Source organism: Nocardia sp. NPDC055053, from assembly GCF_053608285.1.
Genome location: NZ_JBSGVD010000023.1, coordinates 1 through 23,513, shown reverse-complemented (window position 1 = coordinate 23,513; position 23,513 = coordinate 1). Strand labels below are relative to the sequence as shown.

The 23,513-nt window shown below is 66.2% G+C and carries 27 protein-coding genes and 1 pseudogene; 14 read left to right on the top strand and 14 right to left on the bottom strand.

The window, feature by feature from the left end; translation table 11 throughout:
• The 4 genes and pseudogenes from ACWF82_RS22865 to ACWF82_RS22850 all read right to left on the bottom strand — a co-directional run.
• A partial coding sequence (locus ACWF82_RS22865) for a hypothetical protein (protein ID WP_452504120.1) occupies nucleotides 1-1,095 on the bottom strand: 1,095 nt, incomplete at its 3' end.
• Nucleotides 1,092-1,850 carry a S8 family serine peptidase gene (locus ACWF82_RS22860; RefSeq protein ID WP_452504256.1) on the bottom strand — a complete coding sequence of 253 codons (759 nt, stop codon included), beginning with the start codon at nucleotides 1,848-1,850 and terminating at the stop codon, nucleotides 1,092-1,094. The genes ACWF82_RS22865 and ACWF82_RS22860, both read right to left, overlap by 4 nt.
• A 1,033-nt stretch (nucleotides 1,851-2,883) precedes the next feature.
• A pseudogene (locus ACWF82_RS22855) lies at nucleotides 2,884-3,297 on the bottom strand (ATP-binding protein); the annotation flags it as partial.
• Nucleotides 3,294-4,194, bottom strand: a protein-coding gene (locus ACWF82_RS22850; protein ID WP_452504118.1) for an IS5 family transposase whose coding sequence is annotated in 2 segments (ribosomal slippage) — nucleotides 3,294-3,813 and nucleotides 3,812-4,194 — 903 coding nt in all. Because the reading frame shifts where the segments join, the coding sequence is not laid out codon by codon here. The pseudogene ACWF82_RS22855 and the gene ACWF82_RS22850, both read right to left, overlap by 4 nt.
• Before the next feature lie 117 nt (nucleotides 4,195-4,311).
• On the opposite strand from ACWF82_RS22850, the gene ACWF82_RS22845 reads away from it, so the two are divergent.
• Nucleotides 4,312-5,199, top strand: a complete 888-nt coding sequence (locus ACWF82_RS22845) for a CPBP family intramembrane glutamic endopeptidase (protein WP_452504117.1) — start codon at nucleotides 4,312-4,314, stop codon at nucleotides 5,197-5,199.
• On the opposite strand, the gene ACWF82_RS22840 is transcribed toward ACWF82_RS22845, so the two are convergent.
• Both ACWF82_RS22840 and ACWF82_RS22835 read right to left on the bottom strand, forming a co-directional pair.
• The gene (locus ACWF82_RS22840; RefSeq protein WP_452504115.1) at nucleotides 5,150-5,854 is read right to left on the bottom strand and encodes a response regulator; all 705 of its coding nucleotides are present in this window, start codon (nucleotides 5,852-5,854) and stop codon (nucleotides 5,150-5,152) included. The two genes, ACWF82_RS22845 and ACWF82_RS22840, sit on opposite strands and share 50 nt — an antisense overlap.
• Nucleotides 5,851-7,101: a sensor histidine kinase gene (locus ACWF82_RS22835; protein ID WP_452504113.1), complete on the bottom strand. Its 1,251-nt coding sequence runs from the start codon at nucleotides 7,099-7,101 to the stop codon at nucleotides 5,851-5,853. Before ACWF82_RS22835 ends, ACWF82_RS22840 begins: the two co-directional genes overlap by 4 nt.
• A gap of 86 nt (nucleotides 7,102-7,187) precedes the next feature.
• Between ACWF82_RS22835 and ACWF82_RS22830 the strand changes: the two genes are divergently transcribed.
• The 3 genes from ACWF82_RS22830 to ACWF82_RS22820 all read left to right on the top strand — a co-directional run bounded on the left by ACWF82_RS22830 (nucleotide 7,188) and on the right by ACWF82_RS22820 (nucleotide 9,322).
• Nucleotides 7,188-7,706, top strand: a complete 519-nt coding sequence (locus ACWF82_RS22830) for a MarR family winged helix-turn-helix transcriptional regulator (protein ID WP_452504111.1) — start codon at nucleotides 7,188-7,190, stop codon at nucleotides 7,704-7,706.
• Nucleotides 7,707-7,954: 248 nt separating this feature from the next.
• Nucleotides 7,955-8,356 carry a hypothetical protein gene (locus ACWF82_RS22825; RefSeq protein ID WP_452504109.1) on the top strand — a complete coding sequence of 134 codons (402 nt, stop codon included), beginning with the start codon at nucleotides 7,955-7,957 and terminating at the stop codon, nucleotides 8,354-8,356.
• A 111-nt stretch (nucleotides 8,357-8,467) separates the two neighbouring features.
• Nucleotides 8,468-9,322 carry an NmrA family NAD(P)-binding protein gene (locus ACWF82_RS22820; protein ID WP_452504107.1) on the top strand — a complete coding sequence of 285 codons (855 nt, stop codon included), beginning with the start codon at nucleotides 8,468-8,470 and terminating at the stop codon, nucleotides 9,320-9,322.
• Between the two features lie 74 nt (nucleotides 9,323-9,396).
• On the opposite strand, the gene ACWF82_RS22815 is transcribed toward ACWF82_RS22820, so the two are convergent.
• From ACWF82_RS22815 to ACWF82_RS22800, 4 genes are all read right to left on the bottom strand, one after another.
• Nucleotides 9,397-9,732 carry a hypothetical protein gene (locus ACWF82_RS22815; RefSeq protein ID WP_452504105.1) on the bottom strand — a complete coding sequence of 112 codons (336 nt, stop codon included), beginning with the start codon at nucleotides 9,730-9,732 and terminating at the stop codon, nucleotides 9,397-9,399.
• Nucleotides 9,733-9,893: 161 nt separating this feature from the next.
• Nucleotides 9,894-10,427 carry a hypothetical protein gene (locus ACWF82_RS22810; protein WP_452504103.1) on the bottom strand — a complete coding sequence of 178 codons (534 nt, stop codon included), beginning with the start codon at nucleotides 10,425-10,427 and terminating at the stop codon, nucleotides 9,894-9,896.
• Nucleotides 10,428-10,710: 283 nt separating this feature from the next.
• Nucleotides 10,711-11,319 carry a sigma 54 modulation/S30EA ribosomal C-terminal domain-containing protein gene (locus tag ACWF82_RS22805; RefSeq protein WP_452504101.1) on the bottom strand — a complete coding sequence of 203 codons (609 nt, stop codon included), beginning with the start codon at nucleotides 11,317-11,319 and terminating at the stop codon, nucleotides 10,711-10,713.
• 22 nt (nucleotides 11,320-11,341) lie between these two features.
• Complete coding sequence (locus tag ACWF82_RS22800) at nucleotides 11,342-11,638, bottom strand: hypothetical protein (protein WP_452504100.1); 297 nt, start codon at nucleotides 11,636-11,638, stop codon at nucleotides 11,342-11,344.
• Between the two features lie 176 nt (nucleotides 11,639-11,814).
• Between ACWF82_RS22800 and ACWF82_RS22795 the strand changes: the two genes are divergently transcribed.
• The 3 genes from ACWF82_RS22795 to ACWF82_RS22785 are packed head-to-tail and all read left to right on the top strand — an operon-like array spanning nucleotide 11,815 to nucleotide 14,028.
• Complete coding sequence (locus tag ACWF82_RS22795; RefSeq protein WP_452504098.1) at nucleotides 11,815-12,624, top strand: sigma 54 modulation/S30EA ribosomal C-terminal domain-containing protein; 810 nt, start codon at nucleotides 11,815-11,817, stop codon at nucleotides 12,622-12,624.
• Nucleotides 12,621-13,088 carry a pyridoxamine 5'-phosphate oxidase family protein gene (locus tag ACWF82_RS22790; protein WP_452504096.1) on the top strand — a complete coding sequence of 156 codons (468 nt, stop codon included), beginning with the start codon at nucleotides 12,621-12,623 and terminating at the stop codon, nucleotides 13,086-13,088. Before ACWF82_RS22795 ends, ACWF82_RS22790 begins: the two co-directional genes overlap by 4 nt.
• Nucleotides 13,063-14,028: an acyl-ACP desaturase gene (locus ACWF82_RS22785; RefSeq protein ID WP_452504094.1), complete on the top strand. Its 966-nt coding sequence runs from the start codon at nucleotides 13,063-13,065 to the stop codon at nucleotides 14,026-14,028. The genes ACWF82_RS22790 and ACWF82_RS22785 overlap by 26 nt, the downstream gene beginning before the upstream one ends.
• Before the next feature lie 96 nt (nucleotides 14,029-14,124).
• On the opposite strand, the gene ACWF82_RS22780 is transcribed toward ACWF82_RS22785, so the two are convergent.
• Nucleotides 14,125-14,496: a hypothetical protein gene (locus ACWF82_RS22780; protein ID WP_452504093.1), complete on the bottom strand. Its 372-nt coding sequence runs from the start codon at nucleotides 14,494-14,496 to the stop codon at nucleotides 14,125-14,127.
• A 131-nt stretch (nucleotides 14,497-14,627) separates the two neighbouring features.
• Between ACWF82_RS22780 and ACWF82_RS22775 the strand changes: the two genes are divergently transcribed.
• From ACWF82_RS22775 to ACWF82_RS22760, 4 genes are all read left to right on the top strand, one after another.
• A complete protein-coding gene (locus ACWF82_RS22775) occupies nucleotides 14,628-15,551 on the top strand; it encodes a universal stress protein (protein ID WP_452504091.1) in 924 nt (307 codons plus the stop codon).
• A gap of 454 nt (nucleotides 15,552-16,005) precedes the next feature.
• Entirely contained in the window at nucleotides 16,006-16,218 is a 213-nt protein-coding gene (locus ACWF82_RS22770) for a hypothetical protein (RefSeq protein ID WP_452504089.1), read from the top strand.
• 13 nt (nucleotides 16,219-16,231) lie between these two features.
• A complete protein-coding gene (locus ACWF82_RS22765) occupies nucleotides 16,232-16,876 on the top strand; it encodes a response regulator (RefSeq protein WP_452504087.1) in 645 nt (214 codons plus the stop codon).
• 312 nt (nucleotides 16,877-17,188) lie between these two features.
• Entirely contained in the window at nucleotides 17,189-18,052 is an 864-nt protein-coding gene (locus ACWF82_RS22760; RefSeq protein WP_452504085.1) for a universal stress protein, read from the top strand.
• Nucleotides 18,053-18,079: 27 nt separating this feature from the next.
• Here the strand turns inward: ACWF82_RS22760 and ACWF82_RS22755 are convergent, their stop codons facing one another.
• Both ACWF82_RS22755 and ACWF82_RS22750 read right to left on the bottom strand, forming a co-directional pair.
• The gene (locus tag ACWF82_RS22755; protein ID WP_452504254.1) at nucleotides 18,080-19,078 is read right to left on the bottom strand and encodes a zinc-binding alcohol dehydrogenase family protein; all 999 of its coding nucleotides are present in this window, start codon (nucleotides 19,076-19,078) and stop codon (nucleotides 18,080-18,082) included.
• Between the two features lie 275 nt (nucleotides 19,079-19,353).
• Complete coding sequence (locus tag ACWF82_RS22750; RefSeq protein ID WP_452504252.1) at nucleotides 19,354-20,334, bottom strand: Acg family FMN-binding oxidoreductase; 981 nt, start codon at nucleotides 20,332-20,334, stop codon at nucleotides 19,354-19,356.
• A 170-nt stretch (nucleotides 20,335-20,504) separates the two neighbouring features.
• On the opposite strand from ACWF82_RS22750, the gene ACWF82_RS22745 reads away from it, so the two are divergent.
• The 3 genes from ACWF82_RS22745 (at nucleotide 20,505) to ACWF82_RS22735 (ending at nucleotide 22,786) form a co-directional block, all read left to right on the top strand.
• Complete coding sequence (locus ACWF82_RS22745) at nucleotides 20,505-20,978, top strand: RrF2 family transcriptional regulator (protein WP_452504083.1); 474 nt, start codon at nucleotides 20,505-20,507, stop codon at nucleotides 20,976-20,978.
• A 1-nt stretch (nucleotide 20,979) separates the two neighbouring features.
• A complete protein-coding gene (locus ACWF82_RS22740; protein ID WP_452504081.1) occupies nucleotides 20,980-22,203 on the top strand; it encodes a globin domain-containing protein in 1,224 nt (407 codons plus the stop codon).
• Between the two features lie 118 nt (nucleotides 22,204-22,321).
• A complete protein-coding gene (locus ACWF82_RS22735; protein ID WP_452504079.1) occupies nucleotides 22,322-22,786 on the top strand; it encodes a pyridoxamine 5'-phosphate oxidase family protein in 465 nt (154 codons plus the stop codon).
• A gap of 49 nt (nucleotides 22,787-22,835) precedes the next feature.
• Here the strand turns inward: ACWF82_RS22735 and ACWF82_RS22730 are convergent.
• On the bottom strand, nucleotides 22,836-23,513 hold a 678-nt coding region (locus tag ACWF82_RS22730), incomplete at its 5' end, for a hypothetical protein (protein WP_452504077.1).

The following is a 23,513-nucleotide window of genomic DNA, read 5'->3' as shown; positions in this document are numbered from 1 at the left end:
GCACCAACGCCAGCCGGTTTGAAACGAGCCATCGTCCCTTTCATAGAGATGCCAATTGTACCAAAGTTGGTACCTCGCGTGTCCGCCCTGCCCTTTCGTCTCCGCCATTATTCTTTGGGTCTCTTTACGGTTCGTGTCATTCCACACCGCATCGTAGTCGAAGATATTTGCTGTAACCGTTACGGGCCTGAATACTATGTCTCCCCAGAGTGATGAAATCCAGTCAACCAATGCGCCATAAGCCCAGGCGGCAATTTCGCCGCCAATCTTTCCAAGAGCCCCTCCTATATCGGCTCCCGCCTCGCGGAGCGCCTTTTGGACTTCATCCTTGGTCTTGTTCAGGAGGTCGTGTAGGGCCTGGGCATACTTGTCTCCATCGTCGTTCTCGCAGAGAACGATGGTCACGATGTATGATTTCGGGAATGCGAACCCCTCGGTTAGGGGGAATTTCGCCACTTCCAAGGGTGGCGAATACTTCCTCCTCTGTTTATCGTCGAATTTTCCTAGATTGATCGTCTTTTCGGTGTCGCTCGGCCGGTGGATCTTTTGGGTGTCGCCTGTCTCATCGACCATCGTTCCGCCAAGCCACATGTCATCCTTCCCTGCCTGTGGATCCGACTCGTTTCCGCAGTACACCTCGTCCACTCGCAGCCTCAACCTATTCGACAGTTCCAGTTGTGGAGACAAGCCGCCACGGACGCTAGCTCCGGTAAGTTTCGCGATCTCGGCGGCGGTGAATTTCAGATTCGACAATGGGATCGACGAAGCTTGTGCAGAAATAGATTTCGACGCGCTGAGATCGATCTCGGACAGCTTGCCAAAACGGCTACTCAAGAACTCCGGCGAGGCCAAGTGTTGAACCACCTGTTGGGCTGCGGCAGCCTTTCTGGCCGCTGGCATCGCGTCAAACCAGGCCGCAAGGGTCGTTTCGACGGAATCAGGCTCCGCAGGTAAAGGAAACTTCTTGCGGTCAGCGTGGTGAGCCACAACCCTGATGGCGGCCAATTCAATAACACTTGCCGCTCGCTGACCGATCTTCTTCAGTTTCGGATCTTCGAGTTCGCCGAGTGGCGCGTAGGTATTCATTTTACTCATCGGACTCTCCTTATCGTTTCATCATTCTTTCGGGCGATACACCGTTCAGAGTGCTGTCGGCTCATCGGGTCAGCGGGGATCGTGGGCGTCGCAAACCAGGAGCCGTGGGCAGATACGGAAGCGGCAATGAGCCCGGCGGCAAGGACGCATGAGGCTGACGTGCCGCTGCGACGACGGACTGCGCGGCCGTGGATCGGGGCGATGACTCGGTGGCCGCGGGCGATGATGTCTAGGCGAGGGCTGGTTGCGCAGTTGGGAAGCAGGGCGCCGGCGGCGGTGCATGCCCCGACTGCGAGACAGTGGGGGTCCCGCGCCGGGAACATGATGGGTCGTGGGGCGCAGTTTCCGGCTGCCGCGAGTACCAGGGCACCCGCATCGGTCGCCGTGCGCAGAGCATCCGCTAGACCGGGGTGCTCGTCGTATTGACCGAGTGGGATGGCGATCACGGATGCGCCCTCCGCGGCCAGCCAGGTCAGCGCTTCGGCAACGGTGTCGGGCTGGGACATGCCATTGGGTGATGCGGTGCAGGCAATGAGAAGCCGTGCCGCCGGCACAGTCCCGAGGAGCTTTGCGTTGCCTTGCCCCACGAGGAGTGATGCGGAGAAAGATCCGTGCCCACACAGCCACTGTGAGGCGTTGTCTCGGGCGCCGAATCGACGGACGGTGATGTGCGCTCCCTCAAGATCGGCTACAGAGGGGCTGTAGTCGCCCTCGAGCAGGCCTATGGTGACGCCTGCTCCCCGATTGTCCAGCACTGTGGGCGGCCACCACAGGATCCTTGGATCGACCCACCGAATCTGTTCCGAACCGGTTGTACGGTATTGCAGATACTGGACTGCGTCACGAACGCCCGGGCGTGGGTCCGGCGGGATTACGGCGCGCTTCGATATACCCGCGCTTGGTGGCTCTGTGGCCTCCACGGCATGATCACCCACAACTGGTAACCTCTTCGCAAATGGTATCCAGCCCCGTCAATAGGGCTATCTACACCTGACATCAGTGGGCTACGAGAATCGCGAGTAGTCCGCTACCTGATCACAAGTTGACGGCTACCTGCCAGCGACATCCGCGCGCTGATCAGTCCCTGCGCTGCTACAAGCGAGCGAGCTCACCAAGTCACCAGGATTTGTCGCCTGCCAGCGTGAAGGGACCACTGGTTTGCCATGAACTTGGGACCGGGTTATCTCCAGTCGTGTGGCCGTGCGCTGATAGTGACTGGTGATCGAGTGGTTGGTCAACCCGGGGCTTGGTCGTAGGGCAAGCGGCGTGCGCTTGTAACCGGGTTTGTTGCGTAGCCGGGGTTGATAGGGGTGTCGCTATGCTGGCTGAGCACCGCCAGGCGGCGGTACCAGTAGCTTTCATCCGGGAGTTGGGCTGCCCAGGCTTCATAGCGTGATTGTGGAGGTCAGACGATGCGTGCGCCGGTGTCGAAGGTGAGGGTCAATTCCCAGTCCTGGACTGTGCGGTGGTCACTCGATGGTTCAGCAGGCCCAGGACCGGGCCAGCTGTGAGTGGATCGTCCTCGACCCGGACTTCCCACTCCTTGTTCGCCGCATCGGTGAACTGGAAATCGGTCAGATCGATGAAAACAGGGGGCTCGTTGGGTGCTCCGAGGTCGAATACCAGGCGCAAATACGATGCCAGACCCAGACCTGTTCAATCTCGAGGCCGGTCAATGCAGTGAACTCGCCCATCGCCACGACCGGAGCGTAACGAAGAGCGGTGCGTGACAGCCACCCTAGTTCGTGACAGCCACCCTAGTTTCGGTGTCCTAGCATGGGCTGCTGATCAATCCGAGTCGTTGGGTTCGGCTGGTTTGCCGCGGCGTGGTTTCTGCCATTGACGGTAGGACTCGCCCTCGACGACCAGCTCGTAGGCGGCCGATTGGAGCCGGTCCATCGCCGACTGCGCGAGCAGTGGGTCGGCCATCATGGTCAGGATCTCCGGTGGTTCCTGGTTGCTGGTGATCAACGTCGATGCCTTGCGGTGGCGTTCGACGATCAGCTCGTAGAAGTCGTTGGTTTCGGTCGCTTCCAGCCGGTGCAGGGCCAGATCGTCGAGGATCAACAGGTCGACGCGGTGCAGTTTGCGCATTTCGTCCTCGTAGGTGCCGTCCAGGCGCGCGCCGCGCAGCTGTTTGAACAGCTTGTCGGTGCGTTCGGTGTGAACGCTGTAGTTCCGGCGTACGGCGATGTGGCCTAGGTCGTGCCTCCCAATGACTTGAGCCACTCGACGATGAGGGCCAGGACGAATCCGGCTCGGTAGGTGATCGCGAGCTTGTCATAGCGGGTGGCCACCGCGCGCCAGTGCTTGGCTCTGTTGAAGGCACGTTCGACGACGTTGCGCCGTTTGTAGGTCTCGGTGTCGAAGCTCGGTGCCCGGCCACCGGCGCGGCCCTTGCGTTTGCGATTGGCGACCTGATCGCGGCGTTCAGGAACCACGGTCTGGATGCGTTTGCTGCGCAGCAGAGTTCGATTCGACGCTGCGGAATAGGCGCGGTCGGCGATCACCACATCGGGATTGCGTCGGGGTCGGCCGCCATCGAGGCGGGGCACCACGACCGCGTCGAGCAGCGGCGGCAGCAACGGGCAGTCGTTGGTCTGCCCGGGTGTGAGCAGCACCGCTAGGCCGTGACCGTGCCCATCAGCGGCCAGATGAACTTTGGTCGTCAGCCCGCCGCGCGAGCGCCCGATCGCGTGATCGGCGGGTTCATAGCCCTGCCACCGAGTCGTCGGGCGCGCCTGCGCCGTGCTGGTGCACTCGCACGATCGTCGAATCGACCGACATCACCCAGTCCAGGTTGCCGGTGGAATCGGCTAAGGCGACCAAGGCGGTGAGCACCCGGTCCCAGGTGCCGTCGGCGGCATAGCGGCGGTGCCGCTTCCACACCGTCTGCCATGGCCCGAAGACTCCCGGCAGGTCCCGCCACGGCAGTCCGGTCCGCAGCCGATACATCATCCCCTCCACCACCAGGCGATTGTTGGTGAAGTTTCGGCCCACATGCCCCTCGGATTTCGGTAGCAGCAGCTCGAGCAACTCCCACTGCTTATCCGTCAAAATCTGGTACCGATCACCTGCCAGCGTCGCCACGGCGACCATGATGCACGATCGGCCCTGCCGCACAGGGCTGATCGCGCAATGTCATTGGGAGACACAACCTAGTCCCGCGGTGCGAGGTCGGCTGTCCTCGGCGGCCGAAGGCCCGATCCGAGGTGGATGTTTCCGGATGCCCGCTCGATGAGGCTTGGCGGGTCGGTCTCTGGAAAGAAGGCTCCCCGCGTGTTCGAACGTCTCTCCGATCGCAGCTCGTCGATCGTGTTCACCGTCCTGGTTCTTGTGGTCTCGCTGTGCACCGCCAACATCGCCGAGGGTCTGATCCTCGCGTTCTCGCCACTGCTGGTGGTACTGGTCATGCTGCTCGTGCTCACCCGAGAGGGCTACACGCGGGATGGATGGCGCCGGCTGGGCATGGGCAAGCTCGGCCTGCGCTACTGGCCCCTGACGCTGATCGCCACAACGGGGGTGTCAGTGCTGGCGGCCGTGGGCGTCGTCGTGAGCGGGGTCGCCAGTTTCATCGCGCCGTCGGGAGACTGGGTGCAGGCAACACTGGTGCTGTGTATCACCGGCCCGATTCTGGCCTTCGCCGAGGAGATCGGCTGGCGCGGCTATCTGCAGCCGCGCCTGGCCTTTCTCGGCCAACGGTCGGCGATGCTCGTGGTAGGCGTCATCTGGATCGGCTGGCACCTGCCCTACATCCTGCTCACCCCCTACTACCACGCCGAGGGTGAACGCCCCCTGGTGCTCGCCCTCTTCAGCGCTACCGTGATCGCATTCTCGTTCGTCTTCGGCTACCTGCGCGTGCTCTCGGGCAGCGTATGGCCCGCCGTGCTCGCCCATTTCGCGCACAACGCGACCTTCGCGCTCCTGGCGACCTACGCGATCACCACCGACCGCCCCGTCCTGGTCGACGAATACCTGGCCGGAGACACCGGCCTGTTCGTCCTGCTCGGCACAGCGATCTGCGCGTTCGCCATCGCGGCGCACACGGGCACGGTCAGTCGGCGTCGCCGGGAGCGCTCAGTCGAGCTGTCCGGGCGAAGATGACAGCCTGCACGCGGTCGCGCAGGCCGAGTTTGCGCAAGACCGAGCCGAGATGGGTTTTCACCGTCGACTCGGCCACGTGCAAGCGCGCGGCGATCTCGGAGTTGGACAGCCCCAAACCGACAGCGGCAAGGATTTCGCGTTCGCGGGTGGTCAGAACATCCAGACTCGCACCGCCGGGTGCGGGCCGCGCAGGCTCTGAGTGCGGCGCGGGCACTGTGAGGACGAACGAGTCGACCAGGCGCCGCATCAGTTTCGGTGAGATCGGCGCCTCGCCCGCCGCGGCGGCCCGGATGGCGGCAACGAGCTCGGTCGCGCCCGCGTCCTTCACCAGGTATCCCGATGCTCCGGCGCGCAGCGCCTCGACCAGCAGGTCGTCGGCATCGAAAGTCGTCAGCATCACCACCCGTGGTGGGTCGGGCTCGGCCAGCAGCCTTCGCGTCGCCTCGATGCCGTCGATTCCGGGCATGGTGATGTCCATGAGGACGACGTCGCAACGGTTCTCGGGTCGACGCAGCTGCTCGAGCGCGGAGTCGCCGCTGCCCGCGCCGCCGACGACACGCATGCCGGTCGTCGCATCGACGATCATCGCGAACCCGGTGCGCACGAGTTCCTGGTCGTCGACGAGGAACACGCGGATTGCTTGTGTGCTGCTCATGCTGTGCTCGTTTCGGCGACCGTGGTGCCCAGCGGGATCTGCACCGTGACCTCGAATCCTCGCACTGGGCGGTGCTCGGCAGCGAAGTGCCCACCGAGTGCGCGAACCCGTTCCCGCATACCGTCGAGTCCGTGCCCGGGGCCAGGGCGAGAACTCATGGCGTGTGTCGCGTGTCGGCCGGGGCCGTCGTCGTCGATTCGCAGGCACAGGCTTCCGGGTGTGTACCCGACGGCGACTCGGGCACGCACCGGCGAGCCCGCGTGTTTGACAACATTGGTCAGCGATTCCTGAACTGCGCGCAGCACAACGAATCTCACGCGGAACGGCAGGGCGTCGAAGGTTGCGGAGTGGTTGTCGAATTCCACCGGCACGCCGGCGGCGCGAACCGAGTCGACCACGCGCCGCAGCTGCGCGTCTGTGGCCCTGGGATCGTGGCAGGCACCGAATTCGGTGTCGAGGTCGCGGGTGTCCACATCACGGAGCACGTCGACGACGGCGCGCACCTCGGCCAGCGCCGACCGCGCCGTTGCCCCGATGACATCGAGCGCGTCGCGAGCCTGCGCGCGGTGCCATCGGTCGGCGTTCTCGGCGGCATAGGCGGCGGCGTCGGCCTGCACGATGACCACGGTGAGCGAATGCGCCACGATGTCATGGATTTCGCGAGCCGCGGCCACCCGTTCGCGCTGTGCGACAAACAGTTCGAGCTGTCGCCTCCCCTGTTCGAGCTCGGTCACCGCGCCGGCGAGTAGGCGCAGATTCTCCTCCCGTCCGCGCACCAGGTTCCCGATCGCCCAGACGAGCGCGGCCAGGACCGCCAGCACCGCTGCTGCTGTCAGCGAATGCCGGACATGCTCGGGCGGGGTGCTCCACCTGAACCCGGCGAGGAAGCTGCCGACGAGTGCGGCCAGCAGGGCGCACACTCGCACGCCGAAGGAGGCGACGTTCGCGGCGACGGTGTAGATCACGATCGCTTGGGCGATGTTGGCCGGCAACGGGATCGCGATGACGACGAGCTGAAGGACCGACATCGCCAGGCTCCACACCAGGACCCCGATCGGGTAGCGGCGGCGCACAGCGAGAGCGACGATCGTCAGGGTAGCGACAACCAGGCCAGGCCGGCCCGCGATGAACGCGCTCGCCGCGCCGAGCGATACCAGCAACACTGCGGCGACGATCGAATCCAGCAGCAGCGGATGAGCGCGGCCCCAGCGATAGGTCGTGACCGCCAGAGCATCAGATCGGTCCACGAGAGCTCCTCCCGATACTCTGCCGAATCCGACGACTGCGAGCGACGGCGGTTGACGGCAAAATAGTTAGGTGCCATATTACTTGCATGGCAGCGCACGATACCGATCACGAGTCGCCCACGCTGGACCAGGCTCGGCGACAGCTGGAGCGCTACGGCCTCGACGTCGACCCGCAGGCGGTACTCGTGGCAGTGCGGCTGATCTCGGTGGGCGCCCGCCTCGGTCGCGCCGCCGAGGAGCACTTCGCGAGGTTCGGATTGTCGACGGGGCGATACCGGCTGCTCGCCGATCTCGAGGATCACGACGGGGAGAAATCCCCGTCGCGCCTGGCAGCCGACCTGGGCGTCTCGCGCGCCACGGTGACCGGCCTGGTCGACGGCCTGGAACGGGAGGGCTTGGTGGCTCGGCGTCCGTCCGCCGAGGACGGACGGGGTGCGGTGGTAGTCCTGACCGCTCGCGGTGCACAGCGGTTGCGCGACATGGCTCCCGAGCATTTCGCTCGCCTTCAGGACATGGTCGGCGAGCTCTCCGTCGAGGAGCGCACGGTGTTTCTGGATCTACTCTCGCGCGTCGTTCACGGAATCGGTGCCCTGACAGCGCAGTAGCCAGCTCGGCCTCGAATCCCAGCTCCTCGATCCCGGAGAACGATCCAGAACGGTATGGGCGCAGCCCTCCATATGTGAGTACATTTCGCCCACATAGTTAGCCTCCTAACTACAACGGTGTGGCTGCATCCTGTGTCTGCCCCGTCCCGCCGTCCTTCGCGAAAACGAACAGAGGTCCTCCCGTGTCCCGTCGAACAGGCGCCACCGCCAGCTCTCGTGCTGAGCGACCCTTCACTCTGTGGCGTGAAGTGCTGATCGCCTATCTTGCTCCCGCGCTGACGGCCGGTGCCGCCGGAGCTGCCACGGGGCAGGCCGAGTTGACGGTCGCGGCCTGCACGTCTATCGCCGGAACCTCGGCGGTGGTGGCTCTGCTGATCGGTGCGTGGCTCCACACTCCCAAGGGCCCGCGACCGTGGACCACCGTCGTGCCGCGCGCAGTCCTGGCTGCCGCGCTCGCCCTGGGCGCGGCCACCGTCGTCGGGCTCGTCGCATGGCTGGTCTGCCGGTGGCTATCGGCGAACACCAGCGTGGCCGACACCGTGTGGCCGACCCGGTTGCCGCTCGATCTGCCGATATCGGCGGCGGTGGCCGCCGGCATCGTGAGCTGGCGTTGGCGCGGGGCCAAGCACGCACAGCCGCCCGAGCCCTAGCCGCTCCCCTGTTGCGTCCACACCTTGTTCCTGTGCCGGAAGCAGATCCGACACACCCCGCCCCGCGGTTGTGCGCGGGGGCTGACCGAAAGGCACACGATGATCGTCATCATGGGAGCGTCCGGAACCACCGGCGGCGCGGTGCTGAGCAGCCTTGCTGCATCGGGTGTGCCGAGCAGGGCGCTGACACGCAACCCGGACCGGTTGCGCGCCCAACTCGGCGCCAGGACAGACAAACTGGTCGAGGTAGTTGCCGCCGACGCCGTCGACACGGCCTCGCTGCGTGCCGCGTTCACCGGCGCCCGACAGCTCTTCCTCGCTATGGCCAACAGCCCGGCGCAGGTCGAGCTCGAAATCCGTGCTCTCGATGCCGCTGCCCGCACCGGTATCGAGCATGTCGTCAAGATCTCCGCACCTGCCGCCGAAGCGGATTCGCCTGTCGCGATCTCCCGCGGCCACCACGCCATCGAGCAACACTTGCGCGCCTGCGGCCTCACCCACACTGTGCTCCGCCCCTACGCATTCATGCAGAACCTGCTGCGCTTGGCTCCGGGCGTGGCCGCACACAGCGTCGTACCGGGTGCGATGGGCACGGCCGGATGTAACTGGGTGGACTGCCGCGACGTCGGCGACGTCGCGGCCGCGACGCTCATGCGCGCCGATCTCGCGGGTGGCACCTACGTGCTCACCGGAAGCCAGACCTTCAGCTACGGTGCGCTCGCCCAAATATTGACTCGCCTGCTCGGCCGCCAGGTCTGCTACCTGGACTTGACCTCGCAGCACCTGCGGGACAACCTCATCGACGACGCGCACCTGCCCGAATGGCTCGCCGAACACGTTGTGGAGATTCAGCAATTGGCCGTGTCCCGCCCGGAATCGCCCACCGACACCGTTGCCCACATCTTGGGACGTGAGCCCCGAACCCTGGAGGCGTTCCTGCGCGAACATCTGAGCCGCTTTCGTTGACCCCGTCTCGTGCGCGCGTTTGCCGGTCAGAATCCCTGTGCCATGCCCGCATTGCCGAAGGCCCTTCGCAGCGTTCACGATTCGCCGCGAGCGGGGCGGCGCATCGCCAACCATTCCCGATCCCATTGCATGCTTGGGCGATAGCCGACGATCAGATCGGTGGTCACGACCAGTCCCCCCATCGAGAGCCCGGCCCCGCCCAAGACCACGACCGCCACACCGATACCACTCACCACTGCCGCGGCGGGGGCTCTGGACGCACCGGTCGACGTGCCCGCCCCGTCGAGCCAGACCTCGATACGATCGCCTTGCTCGGTCGTTCGTGTCACGGGCACAGTCTCCTCGACGAACACAGCGTCGGTTCTGAACGTGGACGACGTCATCGCGATCACCTCTTCCAGCCCGATCACGGTTCGACATCGAGCATCGTCGCGTCGGCGACCGCAAGGCAGGGGCGAAGGTCCTTGTCCTGCCGGGTAAATCGTCCTCGATCGCGACGAGTTGCTTCGACTGTGTCCGACGTCGCGGCAACACGTGAGTTCGGACCACCGCGCGGCGAGGCTGCCCGTTCTCAACTTGTGCGCCGCCGTGTGATCGGTCTCGGCGCGTCGGCGCACAGGTGTTCTGTAAACCACACCGCGGCGAGGTAGGCGGCCCGACGGGACGGCTGAACGTCGATGGGCGAGCGGCCTCGAGCCATCAGAGGGGTGAGCCGATACTCGCTGCGCATCAACTCGGCCGCGCTGTGGTTGTGGGCATGCACGCGACGGTCCACCCCACCCACGAGAAAAAGCGTCGGTGCGGTGATCCGGGTCAACCGATGACCAGCCAGATCAGGCCTGCCGCCACGCACGACCACGGCGCCGGCCATGGCACCTGGTTCGGCAGCGGCCCACAATGCCGCGGGGGCATCCGAGCCCGTGCCCAGCAATCCGGTCGGCAGATCTCGTAGCTGCGGCATTGTGTGCAGCCAGCCACGTACGTCCACGAGACGATCGCCGAGCAGCTCGACATCGAAAATGCTGGCGTACCGGCGCGCTTCGTCCGGTGCCAAGGTGTCGACGATCAGGGTCGAAAGACCGTGCCCTGCCAGCAGATCAGCCATCAAGCGGTTGCGTGGACTGTGCCGGTCGCCGCCGCTGCCGTGGGCGAAGACGACGACACCGAGCGGATTCGGGGGCACACGTAGATAGCCGTCGAGCACGACCTCGGTACACGGAATCATCACCTCCCGGTCGCACGGCTCAGACGCGACCAGCGCATCGATGACATTCACGAGGGGGCTCCGTTCGCACTACGACTGGTCTGGATCGGGACGCGCGATCGTGAGGATCGCGATTCGGATTCGGATCTGCTGCGGGCTCGGCGCACACACCAGTCCTCCGGCGTTACGTAGCGTTCGCTGCGGGAGTGATCAGGCCGTAGTGGCCGTCGTAGCGGTGATACAGCACGCTGTCGAGTCTGCTGCCCGACTCGGTGAACAAGTGGAACTCGTAGTCCAGCAACTCCATATCGTTGGCCGCCTCGTCACAGGTTTCGTTGGCCAGCGCGAAGGATTTGCGGCGCAGGATCTCGCGTTCCTCGATCGGGCGGGGGAAATACGGCAGTCGTGGACGCGGCGTAGCTCCGTGGTGCCACACACGCGGCTCTGGGCCGAAGCGGTTGCCGCGCAACGGCTCCCAGCGCCGCGACAACCGCTCGAGGCGCTCTCGCAATCGTGCCGCGAGCAGATCGATGGCTTCCCGTGTCGACGCTGCGGTCACCTGAGCGCGCACCGCATTGCCGCCGGTGTTCAGATTCGCTTGCGCCACGATCGGATCAGAGACCGCCGGATCGGGGTGCCCTACCAGCCGGACTCGTGCCGACACCACGGGCTCGCACGCGTATTCCATTGCCGCGCTGATTTTCTCGTGTGCGTAGTCGGTCGCGGCGGCCGATACGTGACGTCCCACCGAGATCTGCAGATTCGTCGTCGCCAGTTCCGTGCTTCGATGCATGGTCCTCTCCTTCTGTTGCACCTCACAGCGTCGGCGAACTCCGGCGCGCCGAACAGAGCCCCTCGACCGTGGCAAGCCCGCACCGAAGGCATCGACTTGAAGGACTTTGGTCCTTCGACCGCCGAACCGCGGACACTGCTCGCCCTTCGCCGGCTACCGGCTCGGGCGCGGCGCAAATCACGAATTCGGCGTCGCTGGGTCGCGTCGACACCGGAACCAGAATGCGTACCTTGCGCGCTGTCGGCTTCTCGCCGCGCCGGCGCAGAATCGTGCGGTCGGCGCCGGTGACGGCGGCCAGTGCCACGTCGTTGACCGACACCCCGAACACTGCCCCGATGTCGCGGACCTCAGTGGTGTTGTCTGCACCGAGTCACCGCACACGCTGCCGAAGGTCCTGCGACGAGGTGTCTTTCAGCCCTACGGGCCAGCGCTGCCGCGATGGTGATGTAGGGGCAGACAGACCACATCGATGACAGGAAAGTGGGGACGCCTCGCGTGGCAGCCACCGAACAGCCCTTGCCCGATCTGGATTCAGGACTGACGGTGACCACCCACGGTCCGATCGACCTCACCACGACCGCCAGCGCGGCACGCCGGATCGGACACGCGCTCCGCCGGCACGACATCGAGGGCGGGCGGGTGCGCCTGAGCGCCGTATCCGTTGCCGACACACGGCTGCTGATCCAGGTGAACTTCCATCGGCTGGACGAGCCGGTCCGGGTACAGGTCGCCGGGCCGCGTGGCTTCGCCGCGGCGATCGCCGCCGAGCGGCTGGAGTGCCTGCTCACGCGGCTGGGCCCGGCGAGCACGACATCGCGGCGGTGGCCCGATCCGGCACGGCCGGTCCTCGCGGCGGTGACCGAGCTTCGTCCGATCGTCCGGCGCAAACGTTGTGTGCTGACCACCGCTGGCGTCGAGACCGCGGTGCGGGTCATGGACGCGATGGACTACGACGCTCATCTATTCACCGACGCCGAGACCGGCGAAGACGCGATCGTCTACTGGGCTGGTCCACTCGGTGTGCGCCTGGCACGCCAACATCGGATGCAGCCGCCGGCGGCGTTGCCCGTGCGGGCGATCACCGTCAACTCTCACGCCCCGCTGCAGCTGAGCGACCTCGAAGCCGCCCAACGCCTGTGCGGCTACGGGCTGCCGCACCTGTTCTTCTGCGACGCCGATGATCGACGGGGGCGGTTGCTGTATCGCCGCCACGACGGCGACCTGAGCATCGTCGAGCCGACGGCAGCTCAGCCCGGCACATCCGCGTCTGGCTGCGACACCGCACAGACAGGCCCGCGATCGTGACCGACACCGAACCCGACCGACGCATCGTCGACCTCGACCGCGCCACCGCCCTGGGGCTGCTCGCCTCGGCGCCGTTCGGTCGCATCGTGTTCATGCGCAACGCGTTACCGGCGGTGCGACCGGTCAATCACCTCGTCGAGCACGACGAGACCGTCATCGTGCGTACCGGACTCACCTCGACACTGACCACCGCCGTGCGCGGCAACTCCGGTGTCGTGGTCACCTACGAAGCCGACAGCATCGATCCCGTCCACCGCCTCGGCTGGTCGGTCACGGTGACCGGGCTCGCGCGCCCGGTCACCGACGCGGATCGGATCGCCCGCTACGAGCGGGAACTGACCCCCTGGGTCGACAAACTCATGGATTCGGTCATCGAAATCGAGACCACCATCGTCGCAGGTATTCGACTCATCGACTCGAGAAAGGCAGACCACCACAGTGCCACGCGATCTGACACAACGTGAGATTCTCACCGAACTGGAGCCGGTCGCGGAGCGCTGCCTCAACAGCCATCTCGGCCTGAGCAAACAATGGCAGCCCCACGACTACATCCCCTGGGAGCAGGGGCGCAACTTCGCGATGCTGGGCGGGACGGACTGGGAGCCCGAGCAGTCCACGCTCAGCGAAGTCGCCAAGGCGGCCATGATCACCAACCTGCTCACCGAAGACAACCTGCCCTCCTACCACCGCGAGATTTCGCAGAACTTCTCCCCCGACGGCGCGTGGGGCACCTGGGTCGGTCGGTGGACCGCCGAGGAGATGCGACACAGCACCGTCATCCGTGACTACCTCGTCGTCACCCGCGGCGTTGACCCGGTCAAGCTCGAATCAGCGCGCATGAGACACATGAGCAACGGATTCACCGCCGGCGCAGGCGAATCCGGGCTCGACAGCGGTGCGGGCCTGCTGTATTCGGTCGCCTATGTCAGCTTCCAGGAACTGGCCACCCGCGTCACCCACCGCAACACCGGCAAGGTATGCCAGGACGCGATCGCCGACAAGATGCTGCAACGTATCGCCGCCGACGAGAACCTGCACATGATCTTCTACCGCAACATCTGTGCCGCGGCCTTGGACCTGATCCCCGACCAGACGATCGAAGCGATCACGGCGATCGTGTGCAACTTCCAGATGCCCGGCGCGGGCATGCCCGACTTCCGCCGCCACGGCGTGCTGATGGCCAAACACGGGGTCTACGACCTGCGCCAGCACCTGGAAGAGGTTTTGAATCCCGTACTGCGGCAATGGCGCATCTTCGAACGCGACGATTTCACCGACCGCGGCGAGCAGGCCAGAGAACACCTTGCCGGCTTCCTCGACGACCTGGAACAGGTGAAGATCCCCAAGTTCGAGGAGCACCGCGATCGGGCACTGGCCCGAGACAAAGCCCGCGACCGCGCCTGAACACTCGGGGTGGAGCCGAACGCGAAAGGGGACATGGGCAGCCGTCGCGTGCTGATTTGTCGTGGCGATGGGTTGGTTCGCGGTAACACCGCGTTGTCACCGGTCTTCCTGACGTCCTTCGGTGTCCAGCCGCGAAGTGTCGATCTCGAGAAAGCTGTCGATCGGGCGGCGCGGAGTCCGCGGGGGCGGTGGCGTCCGCGCGGCACCGATCCGCACCAGCACCTGGGGGTGGGGATGCCCGACGAGGTCGGCGACCATCGCCCGCGACGAGGCAAGTTCCACGACGTGGGAGACGATGCACGTCGACAGGCCCTGCACCGTTGGTGCTTGGGCTGGCAGGAAGTGGGTTTGCCGAGTCAGGAGGGGCCCGACGATGGGCAGCAGGAACTTCCCGCCGGCGCCTGGCAGCTCGACGACCGCCCGTGACACCGCCTGGCCCGAAGCTGTCACCGTGGATACCAGCGCCACGCTCGACGAGTCTGTCGCCTCGGCCCACCGAACCTGGCACGGTGGCACAGTGACCCGCACGCCGGCCGCACCCGAGAGCCCGGCGATCGCCCTCTCATCGTGAACTGGTCACCGGATCCGAGGAGACGACCATGACCCCACACAGCGAAACCCCTCACACTGACAACGCCCACCGCGCGGCCACGGCGGCGGTCGTGGTCGGCACCGACGGATCAGACGGATCGGGCACCGCCGTGCGCTGGGCCGCCCGTCTCGCCGCCGACCGCGGCCGCGCTCTGCATATCGTGCACTGCACCAACCCGATCGCCGATCGAACACCGCGCAGCGCCTACGACGCGTTCATCTTCGCCACGATGCAAGACATCCGCCTCGCCGGTGAGCACGTGCTGGCCGCCGCCCGTGAAGACGCCCTGGCGGCAGCACCGGCCGTCACGGTGACGACCGAACTCGCGACCGGCAACCCATCCCGGACACTGATCGCCGCGTCCGAACACGCGTATCTGGTCGTCCTGGGCGCAGCGGCCTCGGCGGGGACGATCGCGCACCTGGGTTCGACGCTGCTCGCGGTGACCTCGCACGCGCACGGCGCCGTCGTCATCGTGCGCGGGCCCGAGCCCGATCGCCGCAGCGGCCCTGTCGTCGTCGGTGTCGACGGCAGCAGCGTCGGTGAGCCCGCCATCGCCGCAGCCTTCGCCGAAGCGTCCCTGCGAGCCGGGGCGCTGGTCGCCGTGCACGCGTGGAGCGATCTGACACAGGGACAGTTCGGGGGCACCAGCTACCTCGAGATGCCGATCGAGGATTTCGATGTCGCCGAGGAAGCGCTGCTGGCCGAACGACTCGCCGGGTGGACCGAACAATTCCCCGACGTCGTCGTACGCCGCGAAATCGAGGTCTACGGGCCACGGGAACGGTTGGCGCACTGGTCACAGACCGCGCAATTGCTCGTCGTCGGCAGCCGCGGCCGCGGCGGATTCCGAGGCCTGCTGCTCGGGTCGACCAGCAACTGGCTGGTCCAACACGCCGAATGCCCGGTCATGGTCGTGCACCACGACTGACCTATCGATCAGGGCATATGGTCCCCACCGAAGGGGTGATTCCAGCCGTGGCCCCACCCACCGATCGGGGTTCCCCGCCGGGCCGAGGCGATCAGACGCCGATACACCGACCGGCTGCCGATGGCCGAACCATTCGGGTGGGCCTCGGTGCGGCCGGCCCTCGACGAGCTCGTCGCACCCTACGACCTGGCATCGTCGGATCCGGGGCTGCGCGTCAGGGCCGAGGTCCTTGCCGGGGTGGGCCATCGGCCCCGGATCGGCGCGAAACGGCCGCGATGGCCGAACGTCACCGGATCAGGACGCTGGTCCTCGACCAGGGGGACCTTCGACCCTGCCCGTGACCAGGGTGCGCGCGCCAGGCTTGTGAGCATGATCTCGACCTACATGCGGCGACTCGACCCCCGTCGATCCGTACTGTGCCTGCTCGCCCTGGCACAGTCCGATCCTGGCCGGAGTGTCGTCGGCGCTGGTGGTCGGGCTGCCGATGACCGTGGTCGCTCTCATCGCGCCCCATGACGACCCCCGCACACCGCAGACGACGACCGCCGCCTGCGCGCTGATCGGCTGGATTCGGCTGCAGCTGTTGGTGTTGCGGGAACTGAGCTGGGTGCAGCCGGTGTGTGATCTCGGCCGGGGACAATGGGGATACCGTCGCCTACACGTCTGAGGGAGGAACCGCGATGACCACGGTGTTTTTGGTCGACGACCACGAGATCGTCCGGCGCGGGGTGAGTGATCTGATCGCGCTCGAACCCGATCTCGACGTCATCGGCGAGGCCGGTAGCTGCGCACAGGCCCTGGCCCGCATCCCCGCGTTGCGTCCCGATGTCGCGGTGCTCGATGTCCGGCTGCCCGACGGCAACGGCATCGAGTTGTGCCGCGAACTGCTCTCTACCGTGCCCGACTTACGGTGTCTGATCTTGACCTCGTTCACCGACGAGCAGGCCATGCTCGACGCGATCCTGGCCGGCGCCAGCGGTTATGTTGTCAAAGACATCCGGAGCCTGGAGCTGATCAACGCCGTGCGTGAGATCGGCGAGGGCAAATCGTTGCTCGACAACCGCGCCGCCGCGGCGCTGATGGCCAAGCTGCGCTCCGAAGCCGAGGAAAAGGCCGGCCCGCTGGCCACATTGACCGAACAGGAACGCACCCTGCTCTCCTTGCTGGGCGAGGGCCTGACCAACCGGCAGATCGCCGCGCGCATGTTCCTGGCGGAGAAGACGGTCAAGAACTACGTGTCGCGACTGCTGACCAAGCTCGGCGTCGAACGGCGGACCCAGGCCGCGGTCATGGCCGCCGACCTCGGCTCGACACAGCGCCGATGAGGGCAGGCACCGCCTGAACGGGTATGCGAGAGTCGCCGCATGGACGACTCGTCGACGCCCGCGGGTGCGGCGGATCGCCTTGCGCAACCCGTGCATCGCCGCATCGCGTGCATTCACCGCGACTCGGTGAGTGGGATCTGCTTCCTCCACCTTGCGCTTGCCGCGCTCGCGACCACAGGGCCGTTGGCCTCGCACGGTCCCCGATTCGGGTCGGGCCCGGCGACGACCTAGGACCCCTGGCAGCGGGCACTCCGGCCCTGCCGTCGGGTCCGGTTCCGGGCGCAGAGTGACAGAAACAGAAAGGCACGCACCATGTCCACATCTCGAAATCCGAACCAGCCGGTCGTGGTAGGCGTCGACGAATCCGAGCAGTCACGCATCGCGCTGCGCTGGGCCGCGCACTACGCGACACGTCACCGAGTGCCGCTGCACATCGTCTACGCCATCGATGTCCCCGTCGATTTCGGGCCGGGGGTGACCGCCCCGATCTACGATGCCGAACGCCTGCACAACCATGGCGAGTCGGTCGTCGCGTCCGCCGCAGCCCAGGCCGCCGAGCTCAGCGATGTCGCGATCTCGACCGCCGCGGTGGAGGGCTCGCCGGTCGCGGTCCTGCGCCACCGCGGTGAGTCCGCGCAGCTGCTGGTCGTGGGCAGCCGGGGCCTTGGCGCGCTGCGGCGCACCCTGCTCGGCTCGGTCAGCACCTCGCTGGCCCGCCACGCCGAATGCCCGGTCGCGGTGATCCCGGAAACCGAGCTCTACAGCCGCAACGCGGTAGTGGTCGGCGTCGACGGCTCGCTGTGCAGCTCCTACGCGATCGCCATCGCCTTCGACGAAGCCGCCCGGCGCGGTGCACGCCTGACCGCGGTGCACGCCTGGTCGGAGTTCTTCCGGTACGACGCCCGGGCCACGATGCAGACCGAAGCCGAGGCGGTGCTGGCCGAAAACCTCGCCGGCTATGCCGAGAAGTATCCCGAGGTCGCTGTCGACCGCGTCGTCGTGGAGGACCGGCCCGCCGCAGCCCTCCTCGCCGCAGCCGAAGGCGCCCACCTGATCGTGGTCGGCAGCCACGGGCGTGGTGGATTCGCCGGGATGACGCTGGGATCGGTCGCCCAAGCCGTGCTCCACGGTGCCGAATGCCCGCTGATCATCGCCAGGCCCGACGCGACCACCTGACCTGCCGCGAGGCGGCGGGGCTCGGTGTCAGGGCACCAGCACCGCCGCCCCGCCGAAGCGGCCCTGAGCCAGATCGGACAGCGCCCGATCGGCGTGATCGAGCGGGTAGCGGTGGGTGGAGACCGAGAGCCGATGCTGTTGTGCCAGGGCCAGGAATTCTCTCGCCTGAGCCCGCGTATTGGACGTCACGCTGCGGATCTGACGTTCCCGGAACAGGTGACGCTGATAGTTCAGTACGGGGACATCACTGAGGTGGATCCCGGCGATGGCCAGTGTCCCGCCACTGTCGAGCGCCTCGAGGGCAGGCAACACCAGCTCACCGGCCGGGGCGAACAAGATCGCCGAATCCAGCAGCTCGGGCGGAGGATCTGCCGGGCCCTGTGCCGACTCCGCTCCCAGAGCCAGCGCCAACTCCGCGGCCGCCGCACCACGAGTCATCACATGCACTCGCACGCCACGCGTGATCGCGACCTGCGCGGTCAGATGCGCGCTGCCACCGAAGCCGTAGATGCCAAGCACCCCGCCGTCGGGGACTTCGGCGCGCACCAGCGCGTGGTAGCCGATGATCCCGGCGCACAGCAACGGCGCCAATTCCTCATCGCTGTACCCGCCCGGCAACGGCAGCGCGAAATCAGCAGGGACGGTGGCGTATTCGGCGTAGCCGCCGTCTGCGTCCCAGCCGGTGTAGCGCGACCGCAGACACAGGTTCTCGGCGCCGCGCCGACAATAGCGGCAGACACCACAGGTATGGCGCAGCCACGGCACCCCGACCCGATCACCCACCGTGACATCGGCACGCCCGTCCGGCACCGACACCACCTCGGCGACGATCTCGTGGCCGGGGGTCACCCGCTGTCGATGCACAGGCAGATCACCCTCGACGACGTGCAGATCGGTGCGACAGACCCCACACCCGAGCACCCGCACCAGCAACTCCCCCGCCGTCGGCACCGGGATCGGCTCCTGCCACATCGCCACCGGCCCGGCCCCGACCGGTCCCGGTCGCTCGACTCGCCAGATTCGCATCATGTCCAGCTCCGATGATCGTCGCCGCCACCTTGCCGTGCCCCACCCGCCCAAAGCCTGCGATCAGGCCGCTCGCGCGTGCCCGGGACCCGCGCCGAACAGACCACCCACCAATGTCCCCATAGTAGGAGCACTGCAGTCGTGGACGGCACTCCTGTCAGAGCTCTCCGTCGAAAAGTTCCAAACCAGTACCGACGCGACCACATCGCTGCGAATCGAAGTCGGCCACGGGTTCGCCGCTGCCCTGCTGACGCTGAGGCGCCTGCCTCGATCGCTCAGTCGACGTCGGGGGTAACCAGCAAATCTTCGACCGGGCGACGGGGAGTCTCGGCAAGGGGCTCATTGCTGGTAGGTGCCCAGCCGACTCGGACGAAGGCTTGCGGATAGCTGGTGCCATTGAGCATCTGCGACCGGATCTTCGCGCGCTGCTCGGGAATCTCGAGCGGTTCGGTGAGGGTGCAGGTCGCCAGCCCGATGTTGGCGGCGGTCAGCAGCACGGCACTCATCGCCTCGCCCGCTCGCAGCCGAGACATCCGATCGTCGGAGGAGGTTCCCAGCATCAGCAATTCCGCGTGGTCGGGTTCCTGGGCCGGATCAGCCAATTCGGGGCCGGCGAAGGCCCGGGCAGGAAGCTCGTCGCCGGGGCGTGGCCGTGGGGTGCTGCGGGCCGGGACCCCGTCGAGGCTGCCATGCCGTCCAGACCACACCGCCAACTCGAACCGGTAGTCCGGATCGGCGGCATGCGCTCGCGCGGCCGCGTGAGCAGCGACCACCAGGTGATCGCGTTCGCCATCGGACACCGGACGCACAATCGCGCCCAAGGCCAGTGCCCGCTCGGTCAGCAATCCGAGATAACCGGGCGGAACCGGCCAGGAGGTAAACCGGCGGCGGTCGGTGCGCCGTTGACGAATCGCTGCGCTCATAGCGATTTCCTGGTCGGTGGACCGATGACTCACCAACGTCACTGCGGCGAGATGATCAGGGTCGTCAGGGTTGGGCAGCCGGTGGATCACCGTCGCCCAACCGGTCGCAGCGAACGCCACCGAAACGTGGTGCAGCGCCGCACCGCAACTGAGGACCAGGTCACGCTGGTCGGGGTCGGTCACCGGAAGTGCCCGCTCTTGGTCGAGATACAGGTGAATACTGCGGCCGGCGATGCGCCAGCGCCACGGCTGAACGTTGTGTACCGACGGTGCTCGCCCGGCCAGCGCGAGTACCGCCTCAACAGTGTTGTCGTCAGGCAATCCGCGGTCCATGATGTCCGTCCTTCGTCGAATGTCCCCACCACAGTGGCACCGGGGCCTCGCAGCGGATAAGGGCACGAGGACCCCTCCTGAGGTGACTTCGGACGACAATCACGGCGAGCGCCGCGTAACACCGATCACATAACTGGTATCTGAGATGCGAATTAAAGTACGGTCGGGCCATGCACCTCACCCGGTTCACCGATCTGGGACTACGGATCGTCATGCGACTCGCCGTCGCGACGGACGGTGACCGACCCGGAAGCCGGGACATCGCCGACGAATTGTCGGTGTCGTACGCCCATGCGGCGAAAGTGATCACCAGACTCTCCGAGCTCGGCATCGTCGACGCACGACGCGGACGCGGAGGTGGCCTGGCCATCACCGAACTCGGTCACACCGCCTCGGTGGGATGGCTCGCGCGGCGCCTCGAAGGTGAGACGGAAGTGGTCGAATGCGACGGCGCCAATCCGTGCCCGCTGCGGTCGGGTTGCTTGCTGCGGTCGGCGCTACGCCGCGCCCAGGAAGCCTTCTTCGAGTCACTGGACACGCTCACCATCGAGGACCTCACCCGGGCGCCAACCCGAACCATCCTGCTCGCTCTGCCCCCGCCGGTCGGCGCAGTCCCCCACATTTCGTCAACGATCGGAGAATGACATGCTCTCGCCCACCGCGACCGAGATGATCCGCGCCACCCTGCCCGCGGTCGGTGCTGCCATCGAGGACATCACGACGCTGTTCTACCGCAAGATGTTCGCCGCCCATCCCGAACTCGAACGCGACCTGTTCAACCGCGGAAACCAGAAGCAGGGCGGCCAGCAGAAGGCTCTCGCCGGGGCCATCGCCGCCTTCGCGGCTCTTCAATTGGAGCCGGATCAGGCCCGTGTCGATCTGATCCTGTCCAGAATCGCCAACAAGCACGCGTCGCTGGGAATCGAGCCCGCACAGTATGCGATCGTGCACACGCACCTGTTCGAGGCCATCGTCGAGGTGCTCGGTGACGCCGTCACTCCCGAGGTCGCCGCCGCCTGGGACGAGGTGTACTGGCTGATGGCGCAGACACTGATCTCGATGGAAGCCGGGCTCTACCAGGCTGCCGGTGTCGCGGCGGGGGATGTCTGGCGTCAGGTGCGTGTCCGCGAACGCCGCCACGAGTCGGCCGACACGGTCTCCTTCGTGCTCACCTCGGCAGACGGTGCGCCCTTGCCGTCCTTTGCTCCGGGCCAGTATCTGTCGGTGGGTGTCCATCTTCCCGACGGCGCACGGCAGATCCGTCAGTACAGTCTGTCGTCTGCACCGTCGCGCGATGACTGGCGTATTACCGTCAAGCGCGTCGACGCCCGGATTCTGGCGGACGGATCGATGATCCCAGCAGGCGAAGTGTCGAACTTCCTGTTCCACAATGCCTTCGAAGGCGACATGCTGAACGTGACCACGCCGTTCGGTGACCTGGTGCTCCAGGACGACGACGCGCCGTTGCTCCTTGTCTCCGCCGGCATCGGCTGCACGCCGATGATGGGCATGCTCAGCCATCTCGCCGACACCGATGACGCCCGTCCGATCACGGTGCTGCACGCCGACCGCTCCCCCAGCAACCACGCGCACCGTGCCGAGTTGACCGAACTGGTGGAACGTCTGCCGTTCGCGGTCATGCACCGCTGGTACGAAGACCTCGGCGTCCGCCGCCCCGAAGGCAGCCTGCGGGAGGGCCGCGCCGACCTCGGTGAGGTCACCATCGCACCCGGCACCCGGGCATATCTCTGCGGTCCGCTGCCGTTCATGCTCGGCATGCGGGAGGCACTCCTCGCCAAGGACGTGGCACCCGAGAACATCCACTACGAGGTCTTCGGTCCGGACAGCTGGGCCGCGGCCCCGGCGTGAGCAGCGAGCTGAGCCTTCCCATGGCCGTGCAGGCGCAGGACATCGGCGGTTACTCAGACCCCGAGTGGTTAGATTGGGACTGGTCGCAAAGGTAGTCCTCGACAGGAAGGCGACGACGATGGGAAGCGACGACCCGAGCGTCAAAGAACTCGCTGTCAACGAATGCTGGGCGCTACTCCGTACCGGGGAGGTCGGCCGCCTCGCCGTGTGGGTGGATGACCATCCGGACATCTTCCCTCTCAACTACGCGGTCGATCACGGAACCATTGTTTTTCGATCCGCACGCGGCACCAAGATGTCTGCCGCGTTGTCGGATACCCCCGTCGCGCTGGAAGTCGACGGCTATCTCTCCGAATCGCACGAAGCCTGGAGCGTGGTGATCAAGGGACGGGCCGAAGGGATCCGTGAGATCGGTGACTTGATGGACACCGTGGATCTCCCGCTCTATTCGTGGCAGGCCGGGGCGAAGAACTTCTTCATCCGACTCGTACCCACCCTGGTGACCGGTCGCCGGTTTCCTGTCGTCGACCCGGCCGCTTGGCAGACTCCCTTCTCGAATCTGCGCCGGACTCCTTCGGAGTAGGGCGGGACGATGCGCGCGGCCGACCTCATCGAAAACATGCTGGGCTGAATCAGGTCCAGACGTAGCGTTGCGGATCCATGCGTTGCCACGCGCGGTTCATTTTGGCGTAGGCCGCCCGGCGGTACTGCGTCCATGTGTAGCCGTTGTAATAGATCATCGCCAGAACCTCGACCATGACGACAGGGGTGGTCCAGACCTCGATGTCGGTGATGCTGTATCGAAGTCTGCGAAAAAGCGTGTCACCCCAATCAGCCTGTCGCCGTGGGATTCCCGCATCGTCCAAGATCCGGCCCAGAAGCGCGCCGTGTCGTTGCTCCTCACGGATGAACAGGTCGATGACATCGCGATACGCGGGATCGTCGGTGGCAGCGGCAAATCGGTCAGCGGACGCCGCCAGGTGCTGTCCATCCGATGTTTCGCCGAGCTGCCAGGCCTGGAGCGACCGGCGAAGGGGTGCCATTTCGGCGGGAGATGCCCCGACTCCGTTCGATTGCCACGGAATCTCGCGCTGCCGGAGCGCATTCTGCTGGAAGTACGCCAGCCATTCCTCGGTGGGACGCACTCGTCGCTCACTCACCCGTTCACCGACCGCTGATGTCGCGCTCTTCGATTCCCGCACAGCTTCCCCCTCTGCTCGCCTCCAGTCGTACCCGAAGCGGGAAGTGGCCGCCAGGTGAACCTGCGACGAGACCGACGCCGAGCCACCGGGAAACCCTGTTTCCCGGTG